At 65.7% G+C, this 26,888-nt stretch carries 20 protein-coding genes and 1 pseudogene; 5 read left to right on the top strand and 16 right to left on the bottom strand.

The genetic code is table 11. From position 1 onward, the window contains the following. Nucleotides 1-34: 34 nt before the first annotated feature. The 12 genes and pseudogenes from RWX87_RS03990 to RWX87_RS04045 all read right to left on the bottom strand — a co-directional run bounded on the left by RWX87_RS03990 (nucleotide 35) and on the right by RWX87_RS04045 (nucleotide 15,067). Nucleotides 35-2,176: a transglycosylase domain-containing protein gene (locus tag RWX87_RS03990; protein ID WP_314687191.1), complete on the bottom strand. Its 2,142-nt coding sequence runs from the start codon at nucleotides 2,174-2,176 to the stop codon at nucleotides 35-37. A 130-nt stretch (nucleotides 2,177-2,306) separates the two neighbouring features. After that, a complete protein-coding gene (locus tag RWX87_RS03995; protein WP_314687193.1) occupies nucleotides 2,307-3,035 on the bottom strand; it encodes a Crp/Fnr family transcriptional regulator in 729 nt (242 codons plus the stop codon). Nucleotides 3,036-3,081: 46 nt separating this feature from the next. Continuing rightward, nucleotides 3,082-4,308: a lipoate--protein ligase family protein gene (locus RWX87_RS04000; protein WP_314687194.1), complete on the bottom strand. Its 1,227-nt coding sequence runs from the start codon at nucleotides 4,306-4,308 to the stop codon at nucleotides 3,082-3,084. Between the two features lie 37 nt (nucleotides 4,309-4,345). Beyond that, nucleotides 4,346-4,870: a TM2 domain-containing protein gene (locus tag RWX87_RS04005; RefSeq protein WP_314687196.1), complete on the bottom strand. Its 525-nt coding sequence runs from the start codon at nucleotides 4,868-4,870 to the stop codon at nucleotides 4,346-4,348. Between the two features lie 116 nt (nucleotides 4,871-4,986). Beyond that, nucleotides 4,987-6,030, bottom strand: a complete 1,044-nt coding sequence (locus RWX87_RS04010) for a 3-isopropylmalate dehydrogenase (protein WP_314687199.1) — start codon at nucleotides 6,028-6,030, stop codon at nucleotides 4,987-4,989. A gap of 109 nt (nucleotides 6,031-6,139) precedes the next feature. Further along, a pseudogene (locus RWX87_RS04015) lies at nucleotides 6,140-8,449 on the bottom strand (S9 family peptidase); the annotation flags it as partial. Nucleotides 8,450-8,626: 177 nt separating this feature from the next. Beyond that, nucleotides 8,627-9,796, bottom strand: a complete 1,170-nt coding sequence (locus tag RWX87_RS04020) for a phosphatase domain-containing protein (RefSeq protein ID WP_314687201.1) — start codon at nucleotides 9,794-9,796, stop codon at nucleotides 8,627-8,629. Between the two features lie 74 nt (nucleotides 9,797-9,870). Next, complete coding sequence (gene gcvH / locus RWX87_RS04025; protein ID WP_314687203.1) at nucleotides 9,871-10,281, bottom strand: glycine cleavage system protein GcvH; 411 nt, start codon at nucleotides 10,279-10,281, stop codon at nucleotides 9,871-9,873. A gap of 174 nt (nucleotides 10,282-10,455) precedes the next feature. Beyond that, nucleotides 10,456-12,111, bottom strand: a complete 1,656-nt coding sequence (locus RWX87_RS04030; RefSeq protein WP_314687207.1) for a hypothetical protein — start codon at nucleotides 12,109-12,111, stop codon at nucleotides 10,456-10,458. Nucleotides 12,112-12,247: 136 nt separating this feature from the next. Continuing rightward, nucleotides 12,248-13,357: an NAD(+) diphosphatase gene (gene nudC, locus RWX87_RS04035; protein WP_399552296.1), complete on the bottom strand. Its 1,110-nt coding sequence runs from the start codon at nucleotides 13,355-13,357 to the stop codon at nucleotides 12,248-12,250. A gap of 104 nt (nucleotides 13,358-13,461) precedes the next feature. Continuing rightward, a complete protein-coding gene (locus RWX87_RS04040; protein WP_314687210.1) occupies nucleotides 13,462-14,343 on the bottom strand; it encodes an alpha/beta hydrolase in 882 nt (293 codons plus the stop codon). 94 nt (nucleotides 14,344-14,437) lie between these two features. Next, nucleotides 14,438-15,067 carry a DUF4916 domain-containing protein gene (locus tag RWX87_RS04045; protein WP_314687214.1) on the bottom strand — a complete coding sequence of 210 codons (630 nt, stop codon included), beginning with the start codon at nucleotides 15,065-15,067 and terminating at the stop codon, nucleotides 14,438-14,440. 221 nt (nucleotides 15,068-15,288) lie between these two features. On the opposite strand from RWX87_RS04045, the gene trxA reads away from it, so the two are divergent. Next, complete coding sequence (gene trxA, locus RWX87_RS04050; RefSeq protein ID WP_314687216.1) at nucleotides 15,289-15,633, top strand: thioredoxin; 345 nt, start codon at nucleotides 15,289-15,291, stop codon at nucleotides 15,631-15,633. 247 nt (nucleotides 15,634-15,880) lie between these two features. Beyond that, nucleotides 15,881-16,909: a G5 domain-containing protein gene (locus RWX87_RS04055; RefSeq protein WP_314687218.1), complete on the top strand. Its 1,029-nt coding sequence runs from the start codon at nucleotides 15,881-15,883 to the stop codon at nucleotides 16,907-16,909. A 471-nt stretch (nucleotides 16,910-17,380) separates the two neighbouring features. On the opposite strand, the gene RWX87_RS04060 is transcribed toward RWX87_RS04055, so the two are convergent. The 4 genes from RWX87_RS04060 to RWX87_RS04075 all read right to left on the bottom strand — a co-directional run bounded on the left by RWX87_RS04060 (nucleotide 17,381) and on the right by RWX87_RS04075 (nucleotide 23,107). After that, nucleotides 17,381-18,883: a hypothetical protein gene (locus RWX87_RS04060; RefSeq protein ID WP_314687220.1), complete on the bottom strand. Its 1,503-nt coding sequence runs from the start codon at nucleotides 18,881-18,883 to the stop codon at nucleotides 17,381-17,383. Nucleotides 18,884-19,227: 344 nt separating this feature from the next. After that, nucleotides 19,228-20,640 (bottom strand): polysaccharide biosynthesis tyrosine autokinase, encoded by a 1,413-nt coding sequence (locus RWX87_RS04065; protein ID WP_314687223.1) that lies wholly within the window; start codon nucleotides 20,638-20,640, stop codon nucleotides 19,228-19,230. A 26-nt stretch (nucleotides 20,641-20,666) separates the two neighbouring features. Continuing rightward, nucleotides 20,667-21,266, bottom strand: coding sequence for a low molecular weight phosphatase family protein (locus RWX87_RS04070; RefSeq protein ID WP_314687237.1), 600 nt, complete (start codon nucleotides 21,264-21,266; stop codon nucleotides 20,667-20,669). Continuing rightward, nucleotides 21,266-23,107, bottom strand: coding sequence for a DUF4012 domain-containing protein (locus RWX87_RS04075; protein WP_314687225.1), 1,842 nt, complete (start codon nucleotides 23,105-23,107; stop codon nucleotides 21,266-21,268). Before RWX87_RS04075 ends, RWX87_RS04070 begins: the two co-directional genes overlap by 1 nt. A 402-nt stretch (nucleotides 23,108-23,509) precedes the next feature. Between RWX87_RS04075 and RWX87_RS04080 the strand changes: the two genes are divergently transcribed. From RWX87_RS04080 to RWX87_RS04090, 3 genes are all read left to right on the top strand, one after another. Further along, entirely contained in the window at nucleotides 23,510-24,673 is a 1,164-nt protein-coding gene (locus RWX87_RS04080; RefSeq protein WP_314687228.1) for a glycosyltransferase, read from the top strand. Between the two features lie 438 nt (nucleotides 24,674-25,111). Next, nucleotides 25,112-25,306 (top strand): hypothetical protein, encoded by a 195-nt coding sequence (locus tag RWX87_RS04085; RefSeq protein ID WP_314687231.1) that lies wholly within the window; start codon nucleotides 25,112-25,114, stop codon nucleotides 25,304-25,306. Nucleotides 25,307-25,412: 106 nt separating this feature from the next. Next, nucleotides 25,413-26,516, top strand: coding sequence for an alpha/beta hydrolase (locus tag RWX87_RS04090; RefSeq protein WP_314687234.1), 1,104 nt, complete (start codon nucleotides 25,413-25,415; stop codon nucleotides 26,514-26,516). The last annotated feature ends 372 nt before the right edge of the window (nucleotides 26,517-26,888 follow it).

Below are 26,888 nucleotides of genomic sequence, written 5' to 3' on the forward strand. Positions count from 1 at the left end.
GCCCCCCGCCAACCCCCCCCCGACGAGGGCGGGATTACGACGACGACTTGAGGAACTGGGACGCCGCCGTCCCATAGTCGTTGTCGATCGGGATGTTCGCCGCCTTGAGGTAGGTGTTCATGAACTCCTTCCATGCGGGCGTGGCGATGTACATGCCGTACCAGGTCGAATGCGTCTTGCCGTTGATCGTCATGTTGTTGAAGCTCTTCTGGTACTCGGCGTTCCCCACGGCGACGAAGGCGGACACCTGCGGCACGAACCCGGCCGTCAGCATGTACTTGTCCTCGTTCGTCCCGGTTTTGGCGAAGGTCTTGCGGTTGTTGTCCAGCTGCGTCGTCGCGGCCTCGCCCCCTGACGTGACTACGCCCTGGTTCAAGGCGTAGGCGACGGTCTGCGCCACCTCCTTGGAGATGGCCTGATGGCAGTTGGCACTGGGCACCTTGAGCTGCTGCCCATCCGTGTCGACGACCTTGGTGATGGCGATCGGCGTGCATTCGACGCCGTCGGCGGCGATGGTCGCGTAGACGTTGGCCATCGTCAGGGGCGAGGCCTGAACGGAGCCGATGATCATCGGGGGGTTGAAGGAGTTGGAGGAGTAGACGCTCTCCTGACCGATGGGCGAATTGTGGTAGCCCATGGTCTTGGCCGTGTTGGCCACCGCGCAGAGCCCGATCTTCTGGACCATGGAGGCCTGCGTGGTGTTATGCGACCTCACGAGGCCCTCCAGAGGGGTCTCCGGGCTGGTGGTTCCCCCTCCCGCGTTCTGAAGGGACCAGGATCCATGGAACTTGTAGTTCCCGCAGTCGAAGCCGCTGTTGGCGTAGTAGGTGCTCGTCGTCAGGGATTCATTGAGGGAATGACCGGCGAGAAGCCAGGCCGCCATGTTGATGGGTTTCCATGTGGATCCGACGTTCCACCCCTCCCCTCCGCCGTCCTTCTCGTCGACCGCGTAGTTGATGGATGTTCGCGTCGAATCCTTCGACGCCGCCTCGGTGGCGTCATAGGTCCTGTTGATGCCGAAGCCCAGCACCTTCCCGGTCCCGGGCTGGATCGCCGCGATGGCCACCTCGAATCCGCTGGAGTCGTCGACGGGGACGGTGTCCCTGGCCGCCTTCATGGCCGCCGCGTTGGCGTTGACGTCCATGGTGCTGTAGATGTCGAGCCCGCCCTCGTTGAGAAGCTTCTGGCGGGCGGCTCTGGTCTTGCCGAACTCCGTCGAGTTGAGGATCTGCTTGGTGACGTAGGAGCAGAAGAACGCCGCGTCCCCGGCGGTCTGGCAGCCCGCGCTCGACACGTCCTGGATGTCCAGCGTGCTGGCGATGGGCGTGGCCTTGGCGGTGTCCCGCTGCGCCTTGGTGATGAACCCCTGCTGGTACATGAGGTCGAGCACGATGTTGCGCTGCTCCTGGGCCGTCTTCTGGTTCGACGTGACCGAGGGATCATACTGGACGGGGTTCTTGGTGATGGCGGCGATGGTCGCGGCCTGCACGATGGTGAGCTTAGCCGCGGTCGTGTTGAAGTAGCGCTTGGCCGCCGTCTCGACGCCGTACAGGCTGTTGCGGCCGAACTGGGCGATGTTGAGGTATCCCTGCAGGATCTCGGCCTTGCTGTACTTCTGCTCCATCTGCACGGCGATGAGCATCTCGCGCAGCTTGCGGGCCACCGTGTCCTCGGTGGCGTCATATTCCGCTATCGGATCGTCATCCTCCTGCGCCTGGACGAGCAGGACGTTCTTGACGTACTGCTGGGTGAGGGACGACCCGCCCTGGGTGTCCCCCTTCTTGATGTAGGTCTCGACGAAGGCGCGGAGCACGCCCTGGACATCCACGCCGCTGTGCTCGAAGAAGCGACGGTCCTCACGCGCCACGACGGCCTGCTGCATGTACTTCGAGATGCTTTTGATGGGGACCACGGTGCGGTTCTGGGCATAGAAGGAGGCGATGACCGTCTTGCCGTCCGAGGCGTAGATGCGTGACTTCTGCGGCAGACTGGTCACGTCGAAGTCGATGCCCTCGACGGACAGCGACGGAATCGTCGCCTTGACGGTGTTGTTGATGCCGACGACGGCCGGAAGGAACAGAACGCTGGTGACCACTCCTCCCGCGATGCAGAGCGTGAGATACGCGAGCAGAAGCGCAAGCACGCGCTTGACGGTCAGAGAGTTCCTCTTGGGCATGCGGCCCATTCTATGGCCCGCACCCTACCGGACCCCCACGAAAAGGCCCAGGAAGGCCGAATCCGTCCCGAATTCCTCACAACCCCGCGGCCAGCCGAAAACGGGCTGGGAGACATCCGAAAGACGTCTGTCAGCGACGTGCGCGCCTGATGAGCATCCCCGGTTGGTAGATGATGATCGACCGGCCCTCGCGGGCTATCCATCCGCGATTGGCGAAGTCCATCAGGGCCTTGTTGACGGTCTCCCTCGAGGATCCCACCAGCTGGGCCATCTCCTCCTGCGTCAGGTCGTGGGGAACGAGAAGACCCGCCTCGACGGGTCTGCCGAAGCGTGCGCCAAGGTTGATCAGGGTTTTGGCGAGACGCCCGGGGACGTCCATGAACACGAGATCCGAGATGCGGTCGTTGTTGGACCGCATGCGGTTGGCCAGGACCTGGAGCATGTCCACCGCCACGCGGGGATGCTCGTTGATCCATCGGAACAGCACGTCGTGCTCAAGCCAGGCCACACGGGTGCCGTTGGACATGGCCACCGCCGTCGCCGTGCGCGGACCGCCGGAGGGATCGAAAACCGGAATCTCGCCCAGCACCTCCCCCCGCGCGTGGATGCTCAGCAGCTGGACGCGGTCGTCGGAGGACTGGCGGATGAGCTTGACGCGTCCGTTCTCCAGCAGATACATCCGATGGTCCTTGTCGCCCTCATGGAAGATGAGGTCGCCCTTGCGGCATGACCGCCGCTTCAGATGCGACAGCAGCTCCCTGGACTGCTCGGCCGGTACCTGCTTGAACAGAGCCGTATGCAGAAGCTCGTTCCGCTCGTCCTCGTCGGGGATGGCGTTCGGCTTGGCGGTTACGCGCATCGCACCTCCCGGAATCCCCTGACCGCGAATCGGCATTGACTCCGCTTCATTGTATCGCCGGGCCCGAGGGTCCCGACCCGTCCCCTCCGGGGACGGGTCGGGGGCGTGCGCCCCGTGGTCGCGCGTCGCGGTCGCCGGCCGCATCCGGGGCTGCGTGCCCGGGAACCATCGCCGCTGCAGTCCCGGACGTCGTGGCGGCCGAGCGAATCAGCCGCTCCACGATCTCGTCACGAGGCAGACCCGTCTGCGAACGCATCGGGTCGACCCGGCGAACCGCCGAACGCACCGCCTTGTCGGCAAGCTTGCGTCTGTCCGGGGTAAGGATGCGTCCCATTCTCACGGCGTCGATATCGTAGGCGAGGGTGACATGATGCAGAACCGCCCCAGGTCCTCCATCAACCGGAGGGAAGCGGCGCTGGGCGGCGCCGCCAATCTTGCCCTGGTCGGAGGAGATGTCGTTCAGACCCGAGAAGGAGGCGTGAATCCCCACCCCCTCAAGCGCGTCGACCAGCCACTGGTCGCACAGGCGGTAGGAGGTGACGACGTCGACGTCCGAGACGAAGGACAGAGGGGCGATGAGCGAGTAGGTGATGGTGTCGCCGGGCTCGATGAACATCGCTCCGCCGCCGGTGCAGCGCCGCACCACGGTGAAGCCCTCCAGTCGGACGCGATCGAGGTCGACCTCGGCGGACGCGGACTGGAAGCGCCCGATGACCACGGCCGGAGAGGCCCACTCCCAGAAGCGCAGCGTGGGCGGCATCATGCCGGCGGCCGTCAGGCGGGCCCAGCGCTCGTCCACCTCCATCTGGTCGTGCGGGTCTCGCGGAGCGTCGTGGATGATCCGCGGATGCAGACGTGACCAGCGTCTCCGCCACGCGTCGGCGCGCGAATCACGCCCGGCCTCCGCATCAGGCGCCTGGAACGTCCCAATCGGATCCCCGGTCGGATTCCCCATCGCCGGGCGGCCCTCCACGCCGGCATCCTCGAGGGCACGCAGGAAGGCGGTCCGAATGGCGTCCGGACCGATCCCGATCAGCCGGGCGGCGGGATGGGCAAGCAGCGCACGGGAGACGTCGTCCCCCGAATGGAGACCGGCGGCCAGAGCACGACCCAGATCGTCCAGCAGGGCCTCCGCCTCCTCATCGGAGGCGTCGACGAAGAAGTCGCCGTCGACGGAGCAGGACGTGATGCGACCGTCATCAGCGGCGATGACGTTCACGCCGACAAGCTTGCCTCCGGCGACCTTGCAGGTACCCCGGCCTGAGATGCCCATCAGCGACCCGTCAACCCGTCGCCCGGCCGCCGTGGCCTCAGTCGGCAAGCTCGACGCCGCGGGCGTCCCGATGCCAGGTGGATCCGTAGTTCGAGCACAGGATGAGAATCCCCTCGACCAGGCCCCATATCGCGGACACCCAGCAGAGAATTCCGAGGCTCAGCACGGAGATGAGCAGCTGGGCCACGGCCTTCCCCGTGTATCCGAGGTAGAAGTTGTGCACGCCCAGAGCGCCGAGGAAGATCCCCAGAAGACCCGCCACCAGCTTCTGGCGGGGGATGTAGCCCGGGGGGACCTGCCGCCCGTAGCCCGTCGGACCCGCATACGGGGGCTGCTGGCCATAGGGCTGCTGGTACTGACCGCCGTACGGGGGCTGCTGCCCTCCGTACGGCTGCTGATACTGTGGGCCGCCGTTCGCCTGTCCGTAGGGCTGCTGCGAGCCCGCGGAGGAGGAGAAGCCCTGCCCCGTCGACCCTGGCTGACCATACTGCCGGTATCCCCCGCCATCACCGGCGGGGCCATAGGGCTGCTGACCGTTCTGCTGACCGCTGTTGTCGCTCATACCACAAAGATAGACCCATGTCGGGGCGGGAGCTGACCCGGCGAAACACGTCCCGGATCAGCCGATCGCATGACCATGCCGGCTCGGCGGAGGACCCGTCCGATCCGGACCGCGAATCAGTCGATGCGCGACAGGATGTCGTCCGCCACCTCGGTGGTGGTGCGGTCGAGAGACCCCTTTTCGGCGATGTCCGCCTCGACGGCCGCATCGATCTTCGCGGCGGCGGCATCGAATCCGAGATGGCGCAGCAGCATGGCGGCCGACAGCACGGCGGCGGTCGGGTTGGCGATGCCTCTGCCGGCGATGTCCGGCGCGGAGCCATGGATGGGCTCGAACATCGAGGGATAGCGGTTGTCGGCATTGATGCAGCCCGACGCCGAATAGCCGACGCCGCCCACGACCGCCCCGGCCTCGTCCGTGAGGATGTCGCCGAAGAGGTTGTCGGTGAGGATGACGTCGAAGCGCGAGGGCTTCGAGACGAGGAAGATGGTGGCGGCGTCGATGTGCAGATAGTCGTGGGTCACCTCCGGGAACTCCTCTGCGACGCGGTCGACGATGCGCTGCCACATGTCGCCGGCGTTGACGAGCACGTTCTTCTTGTGCACGAGGGTGACGTGCCGGCGGCGCTTCATGGCCAGCCCGAAGGCGTAGCGCACGACGCGCTCGACGCCGTACGCGGTGTTGATGGAGACCTCGGTGGCGACCTCCTGGGGGGTGTCGCGACGGATGGCGCCGCCTGCCCCGCAGTACAGGCCCTCGGTGCCCTCGCGCACGACGACGAAGTCGATGTCGCCCGGATCGGCCAGGGGCGAGGTGACGCCCCTGTACAGTCTGGAGGGACGCAGGTTCACGTACTGGTCGAGCGCGAAGCGCAGCTTCAGCAGAAGCCCGCGCTCGAGGATCCCCGCCTTGATGCGGGGGTCCCCCACCGCGCCAAGCAGGATGGCGTCCTTGCCCTTGATGCGCTCAAGGTCCTCGTCGGGGAGAATGGCCCCGTCCCGCAGATACCGTTCGGCCCCGAGATCGAAGGTCTCGTAGCGGAAGTCGGCGACCCCATGGCCGGCCCTGTCGAGCGCGGCCTGCGCGACGGGGGTGACTTCCTTGCCGATGCCGTCGCCGGGGATCACGGCGATGTCGTATGTCTTCCTGTCAGTGCTCATAGAGCGGCACCATACACGCGGCCCCACGCGGGTCCATATCCGGGTTCATCTGATGGACGGCGCAGGAGTCCGGTTCGGCGGCTCCGATCGGCCGGCGAACCGACGGGAGTCACCGGTCGATGCCCATGACGTCCAGGCACCAGGCGTTCTCGAAGGCGAGCTCGCGCCACTGGCGATAGCGTCCGGACGTGCCGCCGTGCCCCGCCTCCGTCTCGATGCGCTCGATGGCGTCGACCCCCGCCGCCTGGAGCCGCGCCACCCATTTGAGGGGCTCGACCACGAGGACGCGGGTGTCGTTCATCGAGGTGGTGACGAGGATGCGGGGGAAGCCACGTCCCTGCTCCGGGCTGGCCGGCGCGTTCTCGTAGGGAGAATACGACTTCATGTAGCGATAGACCTCCGGATCGTGCAGAGGATCGCCCCATTCGTCCCATTCGGTGACCGTCAGCGGCAGGGAGGGGTCGAGTATGGAGGTAAGCGCGTCGACGAACGGCACGTCGGCCTCGATTCCGGCGTACAGCCGGGGCGCCATGTTCGCCACGGCGCCCATGAGCAGGCCTCCCGCGGATCCGCCGTTGGCGACCGTGGTGGCCGGTTCGGCGAGCCCCATCCCCTGCAGGGCGGCGGTGGCGTCGACGAAGTCCTCGAAGGTGTGCTTCTTCTCCAGCCGTCTGCCCTGCTCGTACCAGGCGCGCCCCATCTCGCCGCCGCCGCGTATGTGGGCCACGGCATACAGCACCCCGCGGTCGAGCATGCTGAGCCGCGCCGAGGAGAATCCGGGGTCGGAGCTGATCTCGTAGGCGCCGTATCCGGTGATGAACATCGGCGCCGGCCGACCATCGGGGCGCCTGGCGTCATCAAGCCGGTCGCTCCGCCATACGAGGGAGACGGGGATGCCCTCGCCGTCGCGGGACGTCACCCACAGCCGCCGCTCCGCGTAGTCCGCCGGATCGAATCCCCCCGGAACCACCGCACGTTTGAGGAGCACGTCACGACCCGTCGAAGGGTCGATCTCATGCAGCTCGCCAGGACGCGTGTAGCTGCTGAACGAATAGCGTAGGCGCGGCGCGGCGTAGGAGGGGTTGCCTCCCAGACCCACGGCGTACAGGCGGCCGTCCTCCCTCTCCCCCTCCAGCGCCGGGGGAAGGATCTCACGGAAGCGCCAGGGACGCCCGGCGAGAAAATCCTGGACGGCCTGGTCCTTCGGCATGGCCGCGATATGTCCCATCCCCTCGGCGCGCCAGGACAGGGTGACCGCATGACGATGGATGCCGAGCCCTTCGATCTCCAGTCCCCGGGAATCCTGGAGGATCTCGGGGTTGTGCGGATCGCTCCAGGGCGTGCGGATGGGCATTCCGGAGGCTCCGGGGAGCACCGCGTCGCCCTTCTCGCATCCGAACGGCGATCCGACGGCGACGCGAACGCCCTCGCCGAGCCGATATGGCGGCTGATGCGCGCGCATGTCGATGACGTCCACCTCGAAATTCGGGTTAAGGGCGTTGTGACAGACGACCGCCACGGGAATGTCCTCGCCGCCTTCGCCGGCGTCCTCGAAACTCGAGAATCCGACGTCGTATTCGATCCCCTCCCGCCGGGGGATGAAGGCACGGAACGTTCCCTCGGGGTCGTCGACCGGCAGGGTGAGCACCTCGGTGGTGGTCTTCGAATCGGTGCCGATGACGAGAAGCCGTTCGTCATAGCTCATCCCTACGCCGACCCAGAAGCGCTCGTCCCTCTCGCTGAAGACCTCCGCATCGTCGGCGCAGGAGGTCCCCACCCGATGCCGCCGGATGGCGCAGGGCCGCCAGGCGTCGTCAAGGACGGCGTAGAACACCCATCGGCCGTCGGGCGTCAGACATGCGCCCCCGATGCCGTCGATGGCGTCCGGCAGGTCGCGGCCGCTGGCGAGGTCGCGCAGCCGGTAGTCGTAGCGCTCGTCGCCGTGCAGGTCGACGCCGTAGAGAAGCAGGCGCCCGTCGCGGCTGACGTCCATGCCTCCGATGCGGAAGAACTCATGCCCTTCGGCCTCATGGTTCGCGTCGAAGAGGACCTCTTCGCCCGGCATGGAGCCAGGTTCGCCGGGAGCGACCCTCGGCGGGTCCCAGTCGTCGGGTCCGGTGATGGGAACGCGGCACTGCACCCCATACTGCCGACCCTCGATGGTGCGGGAGAAGTACCAGTAGCCGTCCACCCGCGTGGGCACGGACATATCCGTCTCCTGCACATGGGACTTCAGCTCGTCGAACAGAGTGCGCCGCAGGCCGTCAAGATGGGCCGTGCGCCTCTCGCAGTAGCGGTTCTCGGCGGCCACGTAGTCGCGCAGCTCGGGGGAGGTCTTGTCCCTCATCCATTCATAGGGATCGGCGAACGCGTCGCCATGGACGCTGCGTCGGGTCGGGCGGCGCGCCGCGACGGGCGGATGCGGGTCTTCCCGATCCGCGGCCGGAGACGAGGTGACGGAGGACGGGGACGACGCGGATGGACGGGTCCATGACGTCGTCTGCGACGGAGCGGAGGAAGCGGAGGACGATTCGGTCATGACGGCCATTCTAGGGGCGCCGGACGGACAGGAAGGGGCTGAAGCGATCGGCAGGACTCAGCGGAACTGCCGCAGATACGGCAGCATCGTGGTGATGAGGTTCGCCCCGGTCGTGCCCATGAACACGGGCACGTCGGTGACGGGGGCGGGCTGCGTCGCCGCGATTCCGGACATCCCTCCCCAGGGGCGGGACTCCCCGGGACTGAGCTGTCGAATGGCGATGGCGAGCACCCGGCCCGGGTATCGGCGGGCGATTGTGGCGTAGGTGGTGGGGTCGCGCTGCCCGTCGTCGCCGATGAGGATGAAGCGCATCCTCGGGAAGTCGGCCATAAGCTGCTCCGCGAACTCGAGCTTGTGCTGCACCCCGGTCGGGACGAAGGTCTTGGGGCGCGGGTCGAGGTCCCGCAGCAGCAGCGGTCCGGCGGGATAGCCATGGTCGGCGATGAAATGCCGGATGGACCCTTCGACGTTCCACGGCGAGGTGGACAGGTAGAAGAACGGCGCCTCGGGGAACAGGTCGGAGATCTTCGTGAACAGCGAGCCCATGCCGGGCACCGGGACGCGCTTGCGCGGGTTGAGCAGCAGCACGTTGTAGGCGGCCTTCCACAGGGTGGGCGCCTGCGTGACCATGATGGTGTCGTCCACGTCGGAGATCACGCCGATCCCGGTCCCGGGGGCGATGGTGAACAGACTGGCCTTCACCGGGAGGCGCCGGGCCACTCGGTAGGACACGATGTGGACGCCGGGCTCGAGACGGCGGTCGGCCACGAGGTCGAGGTATCCGGCGTCGTCGGAGACCGCCGCCAGGCCGTCGGAGCTGGCCGACGGGTCGACGCGGTCGTAGATCTCCGAGGTGCCCACCTGGACGGTTTCGACGGGGACGTCGTCGATGGCGATGCGCACGCCCACCCGGGGGGCGGGGACCGTCATCATCCCGCGGATCCCGCGGCTGGCACCGCCCGTGCGATGGCGTTCGGGACCGTACACCGTGCGGCATACGAGACGCGAGTAGTCATCGGTGCCGTAGCCGACGTAGGGCTCCACGCATTCGTACCATCCGAGCCGCCGGACGGCGGCGGTGGACACACGCAGCCAGATCCCGAAGCCTCCGGTGATCAGGCGGCGCACCAGCCGTACCAGGGGCGGCTTGATCTCGATGCGTTCATGCCGGGAGGCCGCGTCGACGACGGTGAGCACGCGTCTTGCGGGAATCGGCACCGTGGGCATGTCATCCGTTGGCAGCGGCTCCGGCGAACCCGCCCTCTGGGAGCCGTCGGAACCGTTCGTGCGGCGGGGTCGCGTCATGACCGGATGATGCGCTCGTACCCGTTGGCGTCCAGCAGCTCCGGCTCGTCGTCGTCGAGGGCGACCTTGATCAGCCAGCCCTCCCCATAGGGGTCGCCGTTGACGACGGAGGGGTCCTCGGCGGCGCCGTTGTTGACCGCACGAATCACGCCTGAGACGGGGCTGACGAGAGGCTGGACGGCCTTCGCCGACTCGAGCTCCACGACCTCGTCCCCGGCCTCGATGCGGCCGCCCACCTCCGGAAGGTCGATGAAGACGAGGTCGCCGAGCTGGTCGGCCGCGTATTCGGTGATGCCGATGATGGCGGGGTCGACGGAGTCGTCCACCCACGCATGCTCCTCGGAGTAGCTCAGCTGCTCGGGGATGTCCAGACGCGGCGGACGCGGTTCCTCGGTGTCGTCACTCATGCCTTCAGAATACCCCCGCGAAGTCCTCGCCCACCATGCGGTCCGCTCCAGGCCGCCTCCCGCGGCACCCGGGATGGGCAGACGCGAATCGCGGAGGACGATCCCTCAGGCGAAAGGGGATGACCGGACAGGAACCACAACCGGACGGGGACGCGGACGCACGACGAGCTCGTCCTATCTCACCGCCTTCGAGGGTTCCGCCCCGGTAAAGCTCACCTTCGTGCCCTTGGGGCAATTCTCGACTATCCACTGCGCGTCGGAGGAGTACATCTCGACGAACGCGTCCGACGAGGCCGTCCTCGGGTCCCCGGAGGCGATGCCGTCGGAGTTCCAGGTCGCAGAGAGGAAGGCCTGCGAGGATCCGAAGTAGCTCACCCACTGCACGGTCGTGGTGGACGAGGACGACGCCGGATCCTTCGTCGAGGAGTCCCCGGCGTCCTTCCCGTCCGAGGACCCCGAGGATGAGGAGGACGTGCTGGTGGTGAGCTTGGCCGACGTCGCATGGTCGGTCACGTAGACGTCCCCGGAGGACGACCCCGCCGCCTGGCCGGAGACGCAGACGAGGAACTCCGCCACCTTGTCGGAGCCCTTGTACGCCATCACGGTCTGGGTCGACAGGTCGACGACGAGCGACATGTCCACCGTGGTGGTGGTCCTCCCATGGGTCACGGTCGTCGTATCCACCTGCACGGTCGCCTTGTCTCCCGACGTCAGGGCGTCGTGCACCTCGTCGGCCACATCATCGGCGTTCGTGACCTTGAGCCCGTCCACGCCCTTCGTGTCGACGAGGACGACCTTCCCGGAGGAGTCGACCACGTCCTTCTCCGCCACGGCCGTCTTGCCGAAACGCGAGGGGAGCTCCTTGTCCAGGTACGTGCCGATCGCCTCCCGGTCGTAGGACAGGGCGATGGTTCCCTTGCCGGCATGCGGTTTCAGGACGGTCCATGAGGCGATGGTCGCCGAGGGGATGACATAGGTGACCTTGTCGCCGCCGGTGAGCGTGATGGCCCCCAGCCGGGAATTCGCCCGGGCCGCGACCTTCGTGGCCGCGGCGATCGAGATGGGCATCTCGCCGCGTTCGTATCGGAAGCTCACCGCGTGCGAGCCTCCCGGCTCCTCGATGGCGCTCTGCAGAGCCTCCTCGATGGCATACGTCTGGGCCACGGTGCCGGTGGTCCCGCCATCCACGACGAACTTCCCGGTGACGGAGTCATAGGAGACGGAGGATGCCGTCGGGCGGTCGGACTTCGCCACGAAACCGTCCGCGAGATAGTCGGCGAGCACCGTGTCGTCGGTTGTGGCCTTCAGCGGCACGGACACCCGCTCCAGCGGATTGAGACGGCCCATGCCCTCGCCCTTCTTCGCCGCCATGATGGACGTGACCGTCTTCCTGACGTCCACCGTCACGCCCAGATCCGACAGCGTGGCGCCGATCCTCCTCCCCTTGCTGTCGGTGAGGGTGAAGCGTGTGGCGGAGACCGCCCTGCGGACGATGCCGGTGAGCTGCGACGACGTGCGCCCCGCCACGGACCCGCCGGCGAAAAGGACTCCGGGGGCCGCCTTGTCGGCGAAGTAGGACTTCGCGTAGGCGTATCCCCCGATGGCGGCGGCCGCGAGGAGGACGGCGAGAACGGCGAAGATCACGAGGCCGATGGTCTGGCGATGCGATTCCCGGCGTGCGGTGGCTTCGGCGTCGGTGACGTCGGCGATGGCTCCCAGCGCAAGCGGATCCGCCTCGACGGGCTCGAAGCTCGCCGTGTCCTCGAGGTCGGGACGTCCGCCGTCATCAGCGGTCCCGTCATCCGCACGATCGCGCCCGTCATCCGCCATGTCGTCGTCCTTCCCGCCATGTCCGACCGTGCCATGGAGACGGTGGCCATGCCTCCTCGCCAGCCCGGAACCGTCATCGCCCGAATCGTGCGAGGCCTACCGCGAATCCTACCCGCGCAGGGTGGATGGGCTCCATCTAGCGAGGAAGGTCATGCCCATACCATTCCTCGACCATGTAACGGGCGATGGTCGCGCGTCCCGGAGCGACCATGCGTCCGTCCAGCAGCTCGGCGGTGTACTCGTCCCGGGTCATCCAGCGGGCGTCGACGGTCTCCTGCCGATCCACCTGGATGTCCGTCCCCTCCGCCTCGGCCTTGAAGGCCATCATCAGGGAGGCGGGGAAGGGCCAGGGCTGGGAGCCGAGATACCGGACCCGTCCGAGCCGCACGCCCGTCTCCTCGCGGGCCTCACGACGGCAGGCGTGCTCAAGGTTCTCCCCCGCCTCGACGAAGCCGGCGCTGACGGAGTACAGCCTGTCGTCCTTCCACGCCGCGTTGTGCTGGAGCAGCAGGCGATCATGATGATCGACGATCGAGGTGATGACCGCGGGTTCCACACGGGGGAAGAGCACGCGTTCACCGTCGTCGCGGTTGGTGCAGCGCTGAGCCCACCCGGACAGCGCCGGCACCACGGGCGCGCCGCAGGCGGGGCAGCGGCGCTGGCGCGAATGCCACAGGCTGAGAGCCGCGGCCGTGGTCGCCTGTCCGGCCTGGCGAGCGTTGGCATGAGGGGCGAAATCCCGCAGATCCACCCAGTCGAAACCCTCCACCGTGCGCTGCAGCAGGGAGACGGGCCGGGACGGCGGGGAGGAGGGGGCGACGGTGTCGTCGAAGGCGTCGTCCGCGCCTTCATGGGCGGAATCCGGGACGACGGACGCCATGTCGCGCACGCCGCCCACGGCGGTGACGTCGAGGGCCACCGCGTGGGTGACGGGCTCGTCCCTCACGTAGGCGCCCAGATAGACGGCGATGGCCTCGGGGTGGCGCCGCAGCTCGTCCAGGACATAGTGGCCGGGAAGGGTGGCCAGACGCATCCTGCGGTTGTCGGTGACTGCCAGGGCGCCCTGCCCGCGTGGGACCGCGATCCTGCCCGAACGCACGAGCATGACCTGGGTGCCGGGATGGTCCAGCGCCTCGTCGATCAGCCCGGGATCCGAACGCCTGTCCACCTCGTAGTCGATGTCGCCCTGGGCAAGGGGCAGGAAGGGCAGAGGGAGGGTGAGGGAGAGCATGGGGAGCATCGGCATTCCCGGAGGGCTCCCGCCACGGGATCGTGCGGACCCCGGCCTGGGGTCCGTCGAAGGGATGGATCCGTCGCCGGCCGGACGAACGTCATCTGAGGGGCCGGCGGTCATGAGCGCGCCTCGGACGCCAGAACGCGGGCCATGAGATCGACGAGGGCGCCGGCCACGACGTCCGGCCTCTCCACGGCGCTGAAATGCCCGCAGTCCGGGACCCGCGTGAAGCGCACGTCCGTCCCCGTCATCGCCTCGGCGAGCGGAATCATCGCCTCCGGCGGGCTGGAGGGGTCGCGCTCCCCGCTGACCACGGCGGCGGGGACGCTGACGTGGGGAAGCTCGTCGGTCATGTCGGGTCGTCCGGCGGCCATGCGCTGTCGCCAGGCGATGCCGTCCGGCGTCTGCGACCTTATCCAGCGGGTGAAGGTCGCGACGAATTCCGGGGACCTCTTCGTCGCCGAGTCGCCAGGCTGAGGCTCGGCGAAATGCATGACGGGCCCGACGCCCCCGGTTCGCAGGCTCTCCTCAGCGCAGCGGAGACGACCCTGGCGGGCCACGGGGGCGTCGACGGACACACGGGTGTCGCACAGGGCGAGTCCGGCCATGATGTCAGGGTGACGACGCTGCATCCCAATCGCCACATAGCCCCCCATGGACAGTCCGACCCAGACGGCCCGGCGGTATCCGGCGCGTCTGACAAGATCCGCATGGGCGTCGACCAGATGGCCGAGGGCGTCCGGGTATGACCCGTCCGCCGTCTGGGGGCCCGAGTCGACGGCATCCGGAACGGGGGACCGCCCCGAGCCGGGAGTATCGGGCGCCCAGACGGGAAAGGCGGGCAGTCCCCGGGCGTCGGAAAGCCGGATGATGCGCCCCGCGCACTCGTCCCACATCCGATGGTCGACGGGGAAGGCGTGGACGAGGACCAACGGCACCGCGTCACCGTCGCCCTTCTCGGCGTCCCTGTACACCGTGTTGCTCAGCATCATGGTCATGCGGTCTCTCCTCTTGTCACGCCCGTCCCCTGCGCCCGGGCATGCGAGGCCGCGTTCATCAGGGGCGTTCGATGCCGGACGACCATCCGCGGACCTACAGTCCCGTCCAGGCCAGCGCGCGCCTCACGATAAGGCCGTGGCCGTTCGCCATCTGGGAGACTAGGGCCTCGACGTCCTCGCGTGAGGAGGCGTCGCACCACTCGACGTCGAGCATCTCGTCCTGCGGCTTGCAGTCGCCCGGAACGGGCACGACGTAGCACAGGGCGATGGCATGCTGGCGGGGATCGTAGAACTCGGAGACGCCCGGGGTGGGGAAGAACTCCGCGACGGTGAACGGCACCGGGCTCGCCGGGAGTACCGGCAGCGCAATCTCGCCCAGATCCTTGGCGATGTTGCGCGCGATGGCCTCGCGCAGCGTCTCGTGGAAGAGCACACGCCCCGTGATCAACGTGCGCACCACGGTCCCATCCTCGGTGACTCGGAGCAGCGAGCCGATCTGGATCACCCTGCCGAAGTCGTCGGTGCGGACGGGAACGATTTCGACATACGGGATGGGCGTCTGGCGTCTGACCCGGTCGACGTCGTCGGGGCCCAGCCATCCGGGGGGATTGCCGTGGGGGGACCCATGCACGAAATCCTCAGGGGTGATGTCGTCGAACTCACCGCGACGACGACCCGCATCGAAGTCGTCGTCATCGGGCACCTCATCGTTCAGGACTGGCATGACACCCATTATCACCCTCCGTTCTGCGCGTTCCGCGTTTCGTCGCGCCTGGCAGGTGCATATACCCCCACCAGTATGCGCTTTCAGCAAACCGCCATGCCGATGACGTCAGATTCTGGGATGCTAGAGCCAGACGGTTCGCCGGGTAGCTGGCGCACCGCAGCATCACAGGAATCAGAAGCACGCCGGACCCTGGTCCGGGAATCCGGAAGGACACCGCAATGGCGACGCAGGCCGTGACCACGCAGACATTCGACAAGACCATCACCGACAACACCCTTGTGTTCGTCGACTTCTGGGCGACCTGGTGCGGCCCGTGCCGCGCCTTCGGGCCCATCTTCGAGAAGGCGAGCGAAGCCAACCCCGACATCGTGTTCGCGAAGGTCGACATCGACGCCAACCAGGAGCTGGCGTCCGCCGCGGACATCAGAGCCGTTCCCACGCTTATCGTCGCCAAGCAGGGGCAGATCGTCTTCAAGCAGGCCGGTGCTCTTCGCTCCTCGGATCTTGACGACCTCATCGACCAGGCCCGCAAGCTGGACGTGACGGCCGCCGCCAAGGAGTAGAGGCGCAAGGAGTAGAGACCCACAGGAGATACGCAATCCGACGATTGTCAAACGGCCCCGGACGATTCACATCGCCCGGGGCCGTTTGGCGTCGTCATCACGCCCGTCTATCATGAGTGCCGCATGCGCAATCCGAGGTCGCCATGTCGTGCATCCAGCGTTGGACGGCAGGCAGGAGGGGGACGGCGAGGTACGTCCCCACGCGCACGGAAGCGCACGGCAGATGAACGTCCGACCAAGGAGAGCAATGGCCAGTCACCGCAGACGAACACCCACCCTCAGTTCGCTGAATATGCGGCAGTGGATGAGAATCGTGGCGGTGGTCGCGGCGATCTCGCTCCTCGTCACCGGGGCCGTCGTCACCCGAAGCTTCTATGCGACCCGGCACGGCGCGTCATCATCGCGTGTGACCTCCTATTCGGCGACGGACACGGACGCACTGAACGTCTCCCGCAGCGAGGACCGCAAGCCGCTGTCGGGCACATCGGACGGAACCTCGTACGTGACGGTTGAGGTCAACGGCAAGTCCCGCGTGGTGCTGGGAACGGACTTCACGGATGTGAAGTCCGTTCTGGACGCCGGGAACATCACTCTTGACACCGACGACACCGTCTCACCCTCGCTCACCACCAAGGTGACGGAGTCAACGGTAATCACCATCGACCGCGCCTCCGCGGATCTGCAGACCAAGGATGAGGACATCGCCTACAACGTCGTCACGAAGGAGACCTCGGCCCTTCCGAAGGGCACGAAGAAGGTCCAGACGGAGGGCGTCAAGGGAGTCATGGAGACGACGAGCCTGGTCACCGAGTCGGGCGGCAAGGTCGTGTCGTCCAACGTGTTCACCTCCTACGTGAAGAAGGCACCCGTCGACAAGGTCATCCTGGTGGGAACGGGAACGTCGTCCTCGTCCTCCTCGTCGTCATCCTCAAGTTCCAGCAGCTCCTCAAGCTCGAGCATCGGGACGACCACGCCCGTCGGCACCATGCAGCAGTGGGCGCACGACTACATGCTGTCCAACGGCTACACGGAGGCGGATTTCACGGCCACCGTGTACATCATCAGCCACGAGTCCGGCTGGCGGGTCAACGCCCAGAATCCGAGCGGCGCCTACGGCCTTCCCCAGGCGCTTCCGGGCAGCAAGATGGTCTCGGCGGGATCCGACTGGGCGACCAACTACCAGACCCAGCTCAAGTGGTTCTGGAGCTACTGCGCCGGGCGCTACGGCGGCGTGCAGGGCGCCTATTCCCATTGGCTGGCGAACAAGAGCTACTGATCAGGATCGCGTTCAAACTGAGGACGACATCAGAAACCCGAAAGCAGCCACTCTCCGCCAGATCCTCATCCTGCCTCCCAACCTCAATACGCATCGTCTTCTCGGACGCCGCTCCCGACGCTGAATCGGACGAGATACTGGGCACGACTCGACCGCGCAGAATTCGCGGCGGAAATAATAATCCTTCGGGTCGTCACCGCGGATTGGCAATGACCCGTAGGCCGACGCAACTATCTGCCTCTGGCCGGAATCATTGCCCGAGAGTTTGCCGAGTGAACGCGACCCCGGAATGCGAAATTCTTCCGTCCTGTTTGGGTGTTCTGTGTTCGGGGTCCGTCTTCATGCTATCCGGGCTGCCGTCATCTATCGGTTTCCAAGCGCGCAGCCGCCAAGCCCTTTCTTGCCACTGCCACCGTCAGCACTCGACGAGGTCTATTCATCGACGGAGTCCACCGCCGACGATGCGGTCGTTCACGACGAAGACTTCGTACTGGATCCTGTCGATGGCGATGGCGACGAGTCGGCCCCGGAACTGCTCGTTGCCGACGCACTGGATGCGGCCTGCGCGGCCTCCTGCTCGGTCAGGGTCTGCATGGAGGCTGTCACCTTGGTCATCGCCGTCGTAATGGCAACCTTTGCGGATTCGTAAGCCGCCACATCCGACTTGTCATCGGCCAGAACCGTGTTCGCGTCGGACAATGCCGTCTGCAGGGTGACGCGAGTGGAATCATCGGCCACCTTCCACCGGCTGTTCGTCAGCAGGGTGGTTCCCGAGGACACGGTCGTGGACAGGGCGGCCTTCGCCTGGTCCTTCTGCGCCTTCCGGACCGCCTCGGTTTTCGTCCGCTGGCTTTTCAGTACGGCGGCGGAGGCGCTTCTGACAGAGGTGGTGAGCTTCTCCGCCTTCGAGGCGAGCGACAGGTTCGTCTGGGCTACGGATGACAGCGCCATCGCGGTCATCCCGGACGAGCATGTCCGTCCAGCGGCAAGGGCCCGCGCCGAGGAGACCACACTGTCCAGCTTCTCCACGGTCGCGGCGTCCGAAACCTGGGACACGGTCACTCCCGTCGCCGAATCGGCCGAGGTCAGGGCCTTCGTCAGGGATGTCTTCCGTGAACGGTACTGAGTCAAGGATGTCGTGCAGCGTTCCATAGCAGTCGCATGGGCAACGGCCCGATGATGACGAATGCCGAAGAGAGCGCCGCCGATGGCCAAAGCCGCAATCACCACGACGACCAGGATGAGGGTGACGATTTTCCTGAGCCTGTAGCGCTTCGCCGCTCTGATCTCCGCCGCGGCCGAGGTGTGATCCGTATGGGCGTGACGATGCCTCGCGACCTGTACCCGAGTTCCCGAGGTCTCTCCGAGCGTCTGCAATGGCCGTGCGGGGACCCTTCCCCTTCGTACGGAGGGCGCCAGGTCCGTTCCCTGGCCCGATTCGTCACGACCCAACTCATTCATCGTCCGCGACGATGCAGCGGGTGGAAGAGGAGGCATGGCCGTTGTCGGTTCCGGTGACGCGTCGACGTGCGTCCCGGGGGCCGAACCCACGGATGAGCCCGACCGACTGCTCGCCGCTGTGCCGGCGGCGGAGGAGGTGTCCGACAGGACGCCATCCGCGAAAAGAGCCCAGAAATCATCCATGTCGACCGGAGCGGTCCGCTGACCGGATGGCGAGGGAAGCCCCTTCGCACCCGTTGAAATCCGATGGACATCACCGAAGGCGCCCTCGGGAATCTGGCCGGACGTCTCACGGCGGTAGGGCTTCGCGCCTGCGGATTTCCTTCTCGTCCGGTCGGGAAGGACCGAGGACCCCGTTCCTTTGCTGACGCTCGAGAAATCGATGAACGGGATGTCCCACTGGGTGTCCACGACGTCCTTGCTCGTCGACGCGGTCAGTCCCTCCTGGTGAGATTCGGGGGAAGCCGGTGCGACCGGAGAACCGGATTCGGCGGAGGACGATTCCTTACCCATCGAGGAGGACCGTACGTCGGAAGGCTGAGGGGAAGGCCGCACAGGGGAGGATGGGGAGGGACGCGGGACCCTTCCCGAGGGACCGCCCGTGACATGACGACGGAATGCTGGTCCCCCCTCGCCGCCCACCGCGCCGGAACGATCGGAAGAACCCCCGGAAACCGGGAACATCAGTAGATTCGCTCGCCGTGAATCCCCTTCACCACCCATCACACCCCACCTTCCTCCGGTGTGGCCCCCTTGCCACTGCCATTTATGGGCACACGTTCACGAGCCGACATGCGAAGGCGGGCACCGTGTCCTGGCCTTGAATTCATACCATAACGGGCGAGGCGGCCTTCACCTCACAGGTGCTTGCCCTTGGGCTGACGACCGTTCTTCCGCGGATTGTCCGAATAATAATAGTAGTAGTTGTTAGAATGAATCTTCTTCGGATTGGCGAAATTGAGAATGAATCCGAACACCGGGACCTCCGCGGTTTTAAGACTTTCCACCGTCGCCTTGAGATCCTTCTTGTCGGCCACCCCGCGGCCGACCACCATGACCACTCCATCCGCGATCCTGCCGAAGACGGTGGCCTCGTTGGCTACCGTCATGGGAGCCGTGTCGATGATGACGTAGTCATACTGCTTGAGCGCCTGCTCGATAAGCTCGCGCATGATGTCGGAATTGAGCAGGATGCTGGCGTTCGCAGGACGCTTCCCGGCCGGAAGGATATGCAGGTTCGGCTTCCAGTAGGGTTGCACCACGTCACGCGGGGTCGCCTGTCCGGACAGGATGTGCGACAGCCCGACGTGCCCCTCGATCTTGAGCCTGTGCGCGACGGAGGGATGTCTCAGATCGGAGTCAATGAGCAGAACCGTCTTGCCCTCCTCCGCGATGGACGCGGCGATGTTGGCGGATATGGTCGTCTTGCCCTCCGAAGGCTCGGTCGAAGTGATGACCAGAAGATGCCCCTTCTCGGTGGCGGTGGGGCTGAGGAAGGAGATGTTCGACCGGATGCGACGGAACTCCTCGGCCTCCATGCTGTTGGGCCGGGAGACGATGGCGGGCGCCTCGTCGTTGAAGGCGTCGGAACGGGGGACGCTTCCCAGCGAGGAGGTGTCGGTGAGCTCCTTGGCGTCCTCGGAACCGTCGACCTTGGTGTTGAGGACGTCCTTGAGCAGCGCTGCCGCGACCGCGAGGATGAGGGCCAGCACGAATCCGACGGCCAGATACAGAGGAATCTTCGGCGAGCTTGGTGACGTGGGCGTCTGGGCCTTCTGCACCACGCTGAGCTCGATGGGGGAGCTTCCGGAGGTGCTGCTGCTGTAGAGGGACGAGGAGATCTGCTTCGCGAGGTTCTCCGCCACGCTGTTGGCGATGGCCGCCGATTGGCCGGCATCCCCGTTCTCGACGCTGATGTCGACCATGAAGGTGTTCGTCGGATTCGTCGCCGTCACCGCGTCGGCGAGGTCGTCGACGGTCATGTCCAGGCCGAGGTCCTTGATAACCGGCTTGAGAATGGACTCCGTCTTGACGAGGGAGGGATACGTCTTGATCTGCGTGGACAGATAGGATGCACCGGAGTTCATGTCCGAGGAGGTGTCCTGTGAATCCGAGGACGACGTGTAGGTGGCGAAAAGCTCCGCGGTCGCCGTATACTTCGGCGGCATGACGAAGGTCACCACCGCGACGGCCGCGAAAACCGCCACGAAGACGAGAATCACCGTCGTCAGATGCTTACGGAGGATATGCCAAAGATCAGCGATTGTCACAGTCGTTCCCGTTCTCCCCAAATTCGTCAAACAGCGGATACTGTACCATCACGCAGCGATTGGTCCACGATAGCGGATGCGTAATGCTTACGCATGCTTGTCAGAATACGCCGGATCGCAGTGTTCGTCTCCTCCGCGGCCCGCTGGAAGACCTCGAAATCCTTCCCTATGGGATCGACGATATCCGGCGATTCATCGAGCATGGGACGAATCATGGCGGAGCGTCGGACAACCGACATGAGACGCTCCTGGATGGTCAGCCCGGAGATCATGCCCCTGCGCGCGCAGTACTCGCACATCTGGGCGAACTCTCCGACGAGGAAGGTGTGCCGCACGGCGGTGGGGGCAAGGGAGACGATGTCACGACGCTGCTTCTTCTCGAAGCACAGGATGAGATCCGCGGACATGGCAATCGGACGCGTGAGACGTCTGGAACGGAATCCGACCGAATCGATGCCCGCGGCCTCAAGCAGACGGGCGCTGGAGGGGTCGATGCGATGGCCGGAAAGCCCGCGCGTACCCGCGCTGGACACCTCGATGGAGGTCCCCTCCAGATAGCGCGTCAGCAGGAGCTCGCCGATGGGAGACCGGCAGACGTTTCCGGTGCAGACGACGAGGATCCGCATCATTGGCCTCCGATCGTGCAGGCGTCCGTCTCCGAGGTGACGCCCGACTCCGCCCAGCCCATGGGCGTCTGGTCGATCTTCAGGTCGGAGGTCGCCTTCGTGGACGTGGTCACGGTGAAGGATATGGTCGATGAAGCGCCGGGCGCGAGGGTGATGATGCTGGCGTAGAGCCCTTTGCCGTTCATCGTGGTCTTCAGAGGGTCAGTGTGCTTCCCGCTGATCGTGAGCCCGGATATGCTTCCCCCCGCCGGCGGATATACGAGCGTCTTCTCCACTCCGTATCCCCGTGGCTGGCTGGCCTGTCCGACGCCTCGGATGTAGTCCGGCAGGGAGGAGACCTCGGAGGATGTGAGGGTGTTGGTCATGGTATAGGTGACCTTGTAGGTCTGGGAACCGTCGGAATTGCAGGACAGCCTGGTAATCTTCGAGGTGCGGTGGATGTACCAGCCCATCTTCGAGGCGTTCTGCTCGGTGAGGTACACGCCGACCGAGGGAGCCGTCTCGCTGCTGGGCGTGCTCGCGGTGTAACCGGCGGAGGAGATCGTCTTCTCGGTCGAGGAGTCGAAGGTGTACATCGAGAAGTGGCGACCTTCGGCCATCGTGCTCATCGCCGTCCCGACCTTCACCAGCTTCGTGAGGTTCACGTCCTTGAACATGCTTCCCACGACCTGCTCGGCGACCTCGCCGAAAAGCGCGTCCTGCTGCGAGGTCGGATACTTCTTGTACACGGTGTTCAGCAGGAATTCGGCGGTGTTGCTGCCGGTGAGGACCGTGCCGTCGGAAAGGGTCACGTTCCCGTTGATGGACACGAGATCCTGGAGGAAGACCGGGTCGACGAGCACCACGCCGTCGAGAGTGGTCCCGCTCCCCCAGCTCGTCCGGTTCCATATCGTCCTCATCGCCTCGGCCGTGCGTGAGGTGTCCGGGAACGCCGCGAGGTCGCGCACGTCGAATGCGACCTCAAGAGGCCCCCAGGTGGTAAACAGCCGCGTTTCGTCGGACGTGGGACCACCGCTGCCGTAGGGAATGTACTCCGTGTTGGCGCGAAAGTCGCCGATGGTGATTTTGCCGTTGTCCGTGGTCATCACGCCGACCGACCCGATGAGGCCTCCCGAGGAGCGCATCTCGGAGGTGGTCATGGCCATGACCGCATACGTTCGCGTCTGGCCGGAACCGAGGAACCCGGGCAGGATCTGGAACGCGTTCGACAGCTTGTCCACGGTGTCGGCGACGGAGGTCAGCTTGGTCTTCCCGCTGAGATAGGCGGTTTTCACGGATGAGGTGCGCGGAGTCGCCAGGGAGTCATAGGCCTTCACCTGTGCGGTGAATTCGGCATCGACCTTCTTGATGGACGATTGCGCGGCCAGGATGGGCTTGAGGTTGAGTCCCGAGGACCCATCTCCGAGCTGGGAGTTCTGCAGGCTGCTGACGACGTCGACGAGCTGCGGAACCGAGGTGGAGACGATGCCGTGCAGGACGTCGGTCATCCCCTGCACGGTGGCCACGTCGTCGCCGACGTAGGGAAGGGAGGACGCGATGTTCCACAGACGTCCGTGGGCGATCGTTCTCGCCTTGGCGGTATCCGTCTGGGCCGATGAGATATTGGCCGACACCGTCGCAAGCTTCGTCGAGTCGGACAGATCGGACACGCTGCTCAACGACTGCAGGGCCTGCTGCTCGTAGTTGCGAACCTGCCGCGCCTGGGAGTACAGACGCCATCCGGCGACCCCCGCCACGACGGCGCAGGCGAGCAGCACAAGGATGACGAAAGCGAGAATCCACGGCCAGACGCGATGGCGGCGGACCGTCCGTCGCGCATGCGACGAGACGTGGCGGCTCATCGACGGCCCCCGTGCCGGTCATCACGCCATGACATCGCACCAGACATGCGCCGAACCCGTCTCATCCGCTTGTCTCCGTTCCGATCCCCGATTGACCGAAGAATCTCCATTATATTATGCGGACCCGCGATGACGAAAAGGAATCAGAACCGGCCATCTGCACATAACGGCCTCGAAGAAACCCAGTTTTCTGTCGGCTGATCTCCAACAATCAGTGATACAACTACTCCATTCCCGTTGTTCCGGTTGCGTCAATCCCTCACGCCATGAGAGCAGGAGCGGAACGCTGCGGGTCACACGACAATTTCGTCCAGGACGACGAATCATTCGCACTCTCCGAGGGGTCGAGAACGCCCACCTGGGGAGAACGCCGAATAAAAACGAAGAAAAGGAGGAGACGCCATGCCCCAAAAGCGCATCGTTCTGTCATTGATGGATGGTCTGTTCCAGGGGGGCTCCCCCATCATGCATGCGAGCATCGTCTCGTGGCTGCAGCACCATTCCGGTCAGCGGCATGACGTGCTCAGCTACACCAGCCGCGTACAGCGTGAGCATTCGATCCAGGACATCCACGGATCTCTTCCCCACGGCATGCTCACCGAGGCGCAGGTCGGTCTGCACTGGCTGACGAGATCGGCGGAGGACGAGTACTCGGACATGGACCTGCTGTTCGCGGAGCAGCTGATGCGCGGGTCGGACGTGCTGTTCGCCCTCAAGGAGCAGCCGCTGGCGCTGCTTCGCCGCATCGGCGGCATCGACCGTCCGGTCGTCGTGGCGCTCCACCGTTCGGATCCCGCGAACCAGGGCGGAGGAGTCTCCGCCCTGCATGACTGTCTCGCCGATGGAACGGTGCGACTGGCGATCTGCTGCGCGTATTCGGTGCGGCGGGCATACGCGGACGCCTTCGGCCTTCCTGACGAGATGCTTCCCGTCGTTCCCAACGGGGTGGACCTCGCGCGTTTCACCCCCTCGTCCCGACGTCGCGATCGCGCGCGAAGCGCCCTTGGCATCCCTTCCAAGGCGCCGGTGGTGCTGATCTCGGCCCGTTACGCGGGGATGAAGAACATCCCGCTTTTCGTTCGCACCGCAGCGCTGCTCCTGGAGGACCGTCCCGACGCCTGGTTCGTCATGTGCGGGGCGGGAATGACGGAGGACAACGGCGACCTTCAGAATCTGCTCGACCATCATGTGCCGGAAGGGCTTCATCATCGCTTCCTGAGGGTCGGCATCCGCAACGCGATGGAGAACGTGTATCCGGTGGCGGATCTGGCCGTGCTCACCTCGTCCTACGGGGAGGCCTCTCCGCTCAGCCTGATGGAGGCCATGGCCTGCGGCGTGGTCCCGGTGACCACGGACGTCGGCGACTCCGCCCTCATCGTCGGCGACGACCGGCTCGTCGGCCCCCAGGAGGCCCAGCCGCTGGCGGAGCGATGGGACGAGGCCCTTGCGGACGGCGACGCGCTACGGCACTACGTGCTGAAACGACGCGAAGATCTCGATTGCACGGCCTGCTACCGGCGATATGGAGAGATCCTGGATTCCGTCACCGTGGGTCAGGCGGGATAAGCCGGGAACCACCCGACGACCGGCTCCGACGTTCAGCCCCGGTAGGTGAGGCTGATACGTCCGCCGTGCGACAGTACCCAAGCGTGCAGCTCGCAGACGGGAAGGGTCGCGGGAGACGCGGAGTCCTCGGACGGAGCCTTGCGAAGCGTGTCCCAGAGGGAGACGGCCGCCCTGTCGCACATCGGGACGGAGCAGACCTTTCCTTGCATGATGTCATCACCTCGTATCGAACTGAGACGGGAGACGAACGCGTCTCCTCCGCGGGACGGTTCCCGCGCTGCCACGACTGTCGCGCTTCAACCATGAGGATTCATGGGAACTTGCCGGAAGATCCCTTATGCCGGGGTCATGCGAGGGGCGGCGTCGGCTTTCCCAGCTTCACCGGATACAGTCGCTGACGTCACGATATGCGGTTCCATCGTCCCGTCAGGAGGCGTCATGGTCGGTCTGCTCGTCTGCGCCCGGGTCATGTGGCCCGTCGTCAGGCACGTCATCGACATCGGGACGATTCCCTATGCCGGCCGGATCGATCTCGCCCTGATGCTGACGCTTGGCGCATCCATGGCCGAGGCCGTCACGACGTTCATGATTCTCGGCGTCCGGCGCCGCAGAACGCCCGGCATGCAGGACTGACGCCCGGTCCGTCTCCGCCGGTTCACTTCCGAGCCGGTCTTCAGCCGTCTGGGGAGAACACGGGGCGGGAGGCCGGTTCGAAGTCGCCGTGCCGTAGGATGACGGCATGGACGGCGGAGCGGATAAGGTCGGATCGGCTGTGGACGTCGAGACTCGCAGACGCGAACCCCGGCATCGACGCCATCGGGTCCTCGCCGTCATGCTCATCGTGCTTCTCGGTGTGGGAACGCTGACGGGCATCACCTTCGGCGTCAGCGTGGTGCCCTCGATCCTTCTCCTGAGGCTCGCCTTCATCGACCGGGGAACGACGCTGCCGACCGGGTTCGGCGACGCGAAATCGCGGGTCACCGTGCATCGCGACCTGACGTATCCCTCGACGGCGGGCCGGAACACCTTCGATCTGTATCTGCCGACGAGTGGCAAATCCGCAGGCGAAGGCGCGGGCGGAGAGGGGACGGCCGACTCCGAGGGGCCTCCCGTCATCGTCTGGGTGCATGGCGGAGGCTATATCACCGGCGACAAGTCAAGCCTGTCGACGTATGGCACGCTGCTCGCCGGACAGGGCTACGCCGTGGTGGCCATGAACTACGACTACGCGCCGGACGCCACGTATCCGACACCCGTCGTCCAGCTCGGTGAGATGGTCCGCCACGTGGAGGCCATCGCCAAGAAATACGGTCTGGACTCCAGCCGGATCCTCCTTGGCGGGGACTCCGCGGGCGCCCAGATCGCCGCGCAGTTCGCGGCGTTGGAGACGACCCCCGGCTACCGCGCGCTCACCGGGATCAGGGCGCCGGCGAGGACGACCCCCATCCGGGGGCTTATCCTCTTCTGCGGTCCATACGATCTGGAGTCCTCGGCGAGAAAGGGCGGCTCAGCCATCGAACGCTGGTTCATCAACACCATCGGCTGGGGGTATCTGGGCCGCAGGGACTGGAAGACGAGCGCGGAGACGTCACAGGCGTCCATCGTCAACCACCTGTCGAGGGAGTTCCCGCCCACCTACGTGACGGACGGCAACTACGTGTCCTTCCCCGAACAGGGCAGGGAGCTCGCCGGTCGTCTGAAGAACCTCGGGGTGCAGGTCGCATCCTCGTTCTTCCCCAACTCCCCGACGCTGCCGCACGAATTCCAGTTCGACTTCCACTACCCTCAGTCGTATACGGTATGGAAGGCCGTGAAGGGGTTTCTTGACGAACTTGATGGCTGATATATCGGGCATATCGCCGTATCAGAAAATCGGCCACGAAAGAGGAAACCACAGGAAAAAGCGCAAGAAATGGAAAAGGCCCGCCATGACTCATGGATGGCAGGCCTTGTATCAACGGATTCCACAAAAAAACCACTGATGAATTCGGGAATCCACGACTAATCTCGGGGATTCCCGCTATTCCTTTCATTCCGGCGGCAGTTCAGCGATCGCCATGCGAAGTCTTCACTGGGAATCCGGTTCCAGCTCCGTCACTCCTCGATGCTCTTCTTGCGACCGCGGCGCTTCATGGTGCCGGCCTTGGCGTCTGAGGCGTCGAAGACGACGACCTTCTCGTCCTCATGCACGGTACCGGGAACGAGCTGATAGGAG

Origin of the sequence: uncultured Bifidobacterium sp., from assembly GCF_963540075.1 — a bacterium.
Lineage (GTDB): Bacteria > Actinomycetota > Actinomycetes > Actinomycetales > Bifidobacteriaceae > Bifidobacterium.

Excerpts from the sequence above, each read along its gene's own strand:
- nudC (WP_399552296.1), bottom strand. The coding sequence starts at position 13,357 with ATGCCGATGCTCCCCATGCTCTCCCTCACCCTCCCTCTGCCCTTCCTG.
- RWX87_RS04005 (WP_314687196.1), bottom strand. The coding sequence starts at position 4,870 with ATGAGCGACAACAGCGGTCAGCAGAACGGTCAGCAGCCCTATGGCCCC.
- RWX87_RS04090 (WP_314687234.1), top strand. The coding sequence starts at position 25,413 with ATGGACGGCGGAGCGGATAAGGTCGGATCGGCTGTGGACGTCGAGACT.
- RWX87_RS04055 (WP_314687218.1), top strand. The coding sequence starts at position 15,881 with ATGGCCAGTCACCGCAGACGAACACCCACCCTCAGTTCGCTGAATATG.
- gcvH (WP_314687203.1), bottom strand. The coding sequence starts at position 10,281 with ATGAGTGACGACACCGAGGAACCGCGTCCGCCGCGTCTGGACATCCCC.
- RWX87_RS04020 (WP_314687201.1), bottom strand. The coding sequence starts at position 9,796 with ATGCCCACGGTGCCGATTCCCGCAAGACGCGTGCTCACCGTCGTCGAC.
- RWX87_RS04030 (WP_314687207.1), bottom strand. The coding sequence starts at position 12,111 with ATGGCGGATGACGGGCGCGATCGTGCGGATGACGGGACCGCTGATGAC.
- RWX87_RS04045 (WP_314687214.1), bottom strand. The coding sequence starts at position 15,067 with ATGCCAGTCCTGAACGATGAGGTGCCCGATGACGACGACTTCGATGCG.
- RWX87_RS03990 (WP_314687191.1), bottom strand. The coding sequence starts at position 2,176 with ATGCCCAAGAGGAACTCTCTGACCGTCAAGCGCGTGCTTGCGCTTCTG.
- trxA (WP_314687216.1), top strand. The coding sequence starts at position 15,289 with ATGGCGACGCAGGCCGTGACCACGCAGACATTCGACAAGACCATCACC.
- RWX87_RS04080 (WP_314687228.1), top strand. The coding sequence starts at position 23,510 with ATGCCCCAAAAGCGCATCGTTCTGTCATTGATGGATGGTCTGTTCCAG.
- RWX87_RS04060 (WP_314687220.1), bottom strand. The coding sequence starts at position 18,883 with ATGGGTAAGGAATCGTCCTCCGCCGAATCCGGTTCTCCGGTCGCACCG.
- RWX87_RS04075 (WP_314687225.1), bottom strand. The coding sequence starts at position 23,107 with ATGAGCCGCCACGTCTCGTCGCATGCGCGACGGACGGTCCGCCGCCAT.
- RWX87_RS03995 (WP_314687193.1), bottom strand. The coding sequence starts at position 3,035 with ATGCGCGTAACCGCCAAGCCGAACGCCATCCCCGACGAGGACGAGCGG.
- RWX87_RS04070 (WP_314687237.1), bottom strand. The coding sequence starts at position 21,266 with ATGCGGATCCTCGTCGTCTGCACCGGAAACGTCTGCCGGTCTCCCATC.
- RWX87_RS04040 (WP_314687210.1), bottom strand. The coding sequence starts at position 14,343 with ATGACCATGATGCTGAGCAACACGGTGTACAGGGACGCCGAGAAGGGC.
- RWX87_RS04000 (WP_314687194.1), bottom strand. The coding sequence starts at position 4,308 with ATGGGCATCTCAGGCCGGGGTACCTGCAAGGTCGCCGGAGGCAAGCTT.
- RWX87_RS04010 (WP_314687199.1), bottom strand. The coding sequence starts at position 6,030 with ATGAGCACTGACAGGAAGACATACGACATCGCCGTGATCCCCGGCGAC.
- RWX87_RS04085 (WP_314687231.1), top strand. The coding sequence starts at position 25,112 with ATGGTCGGTCTGCTCGTCTGCGCCCGGGTCATGTGGCCCGTCGTCAGG.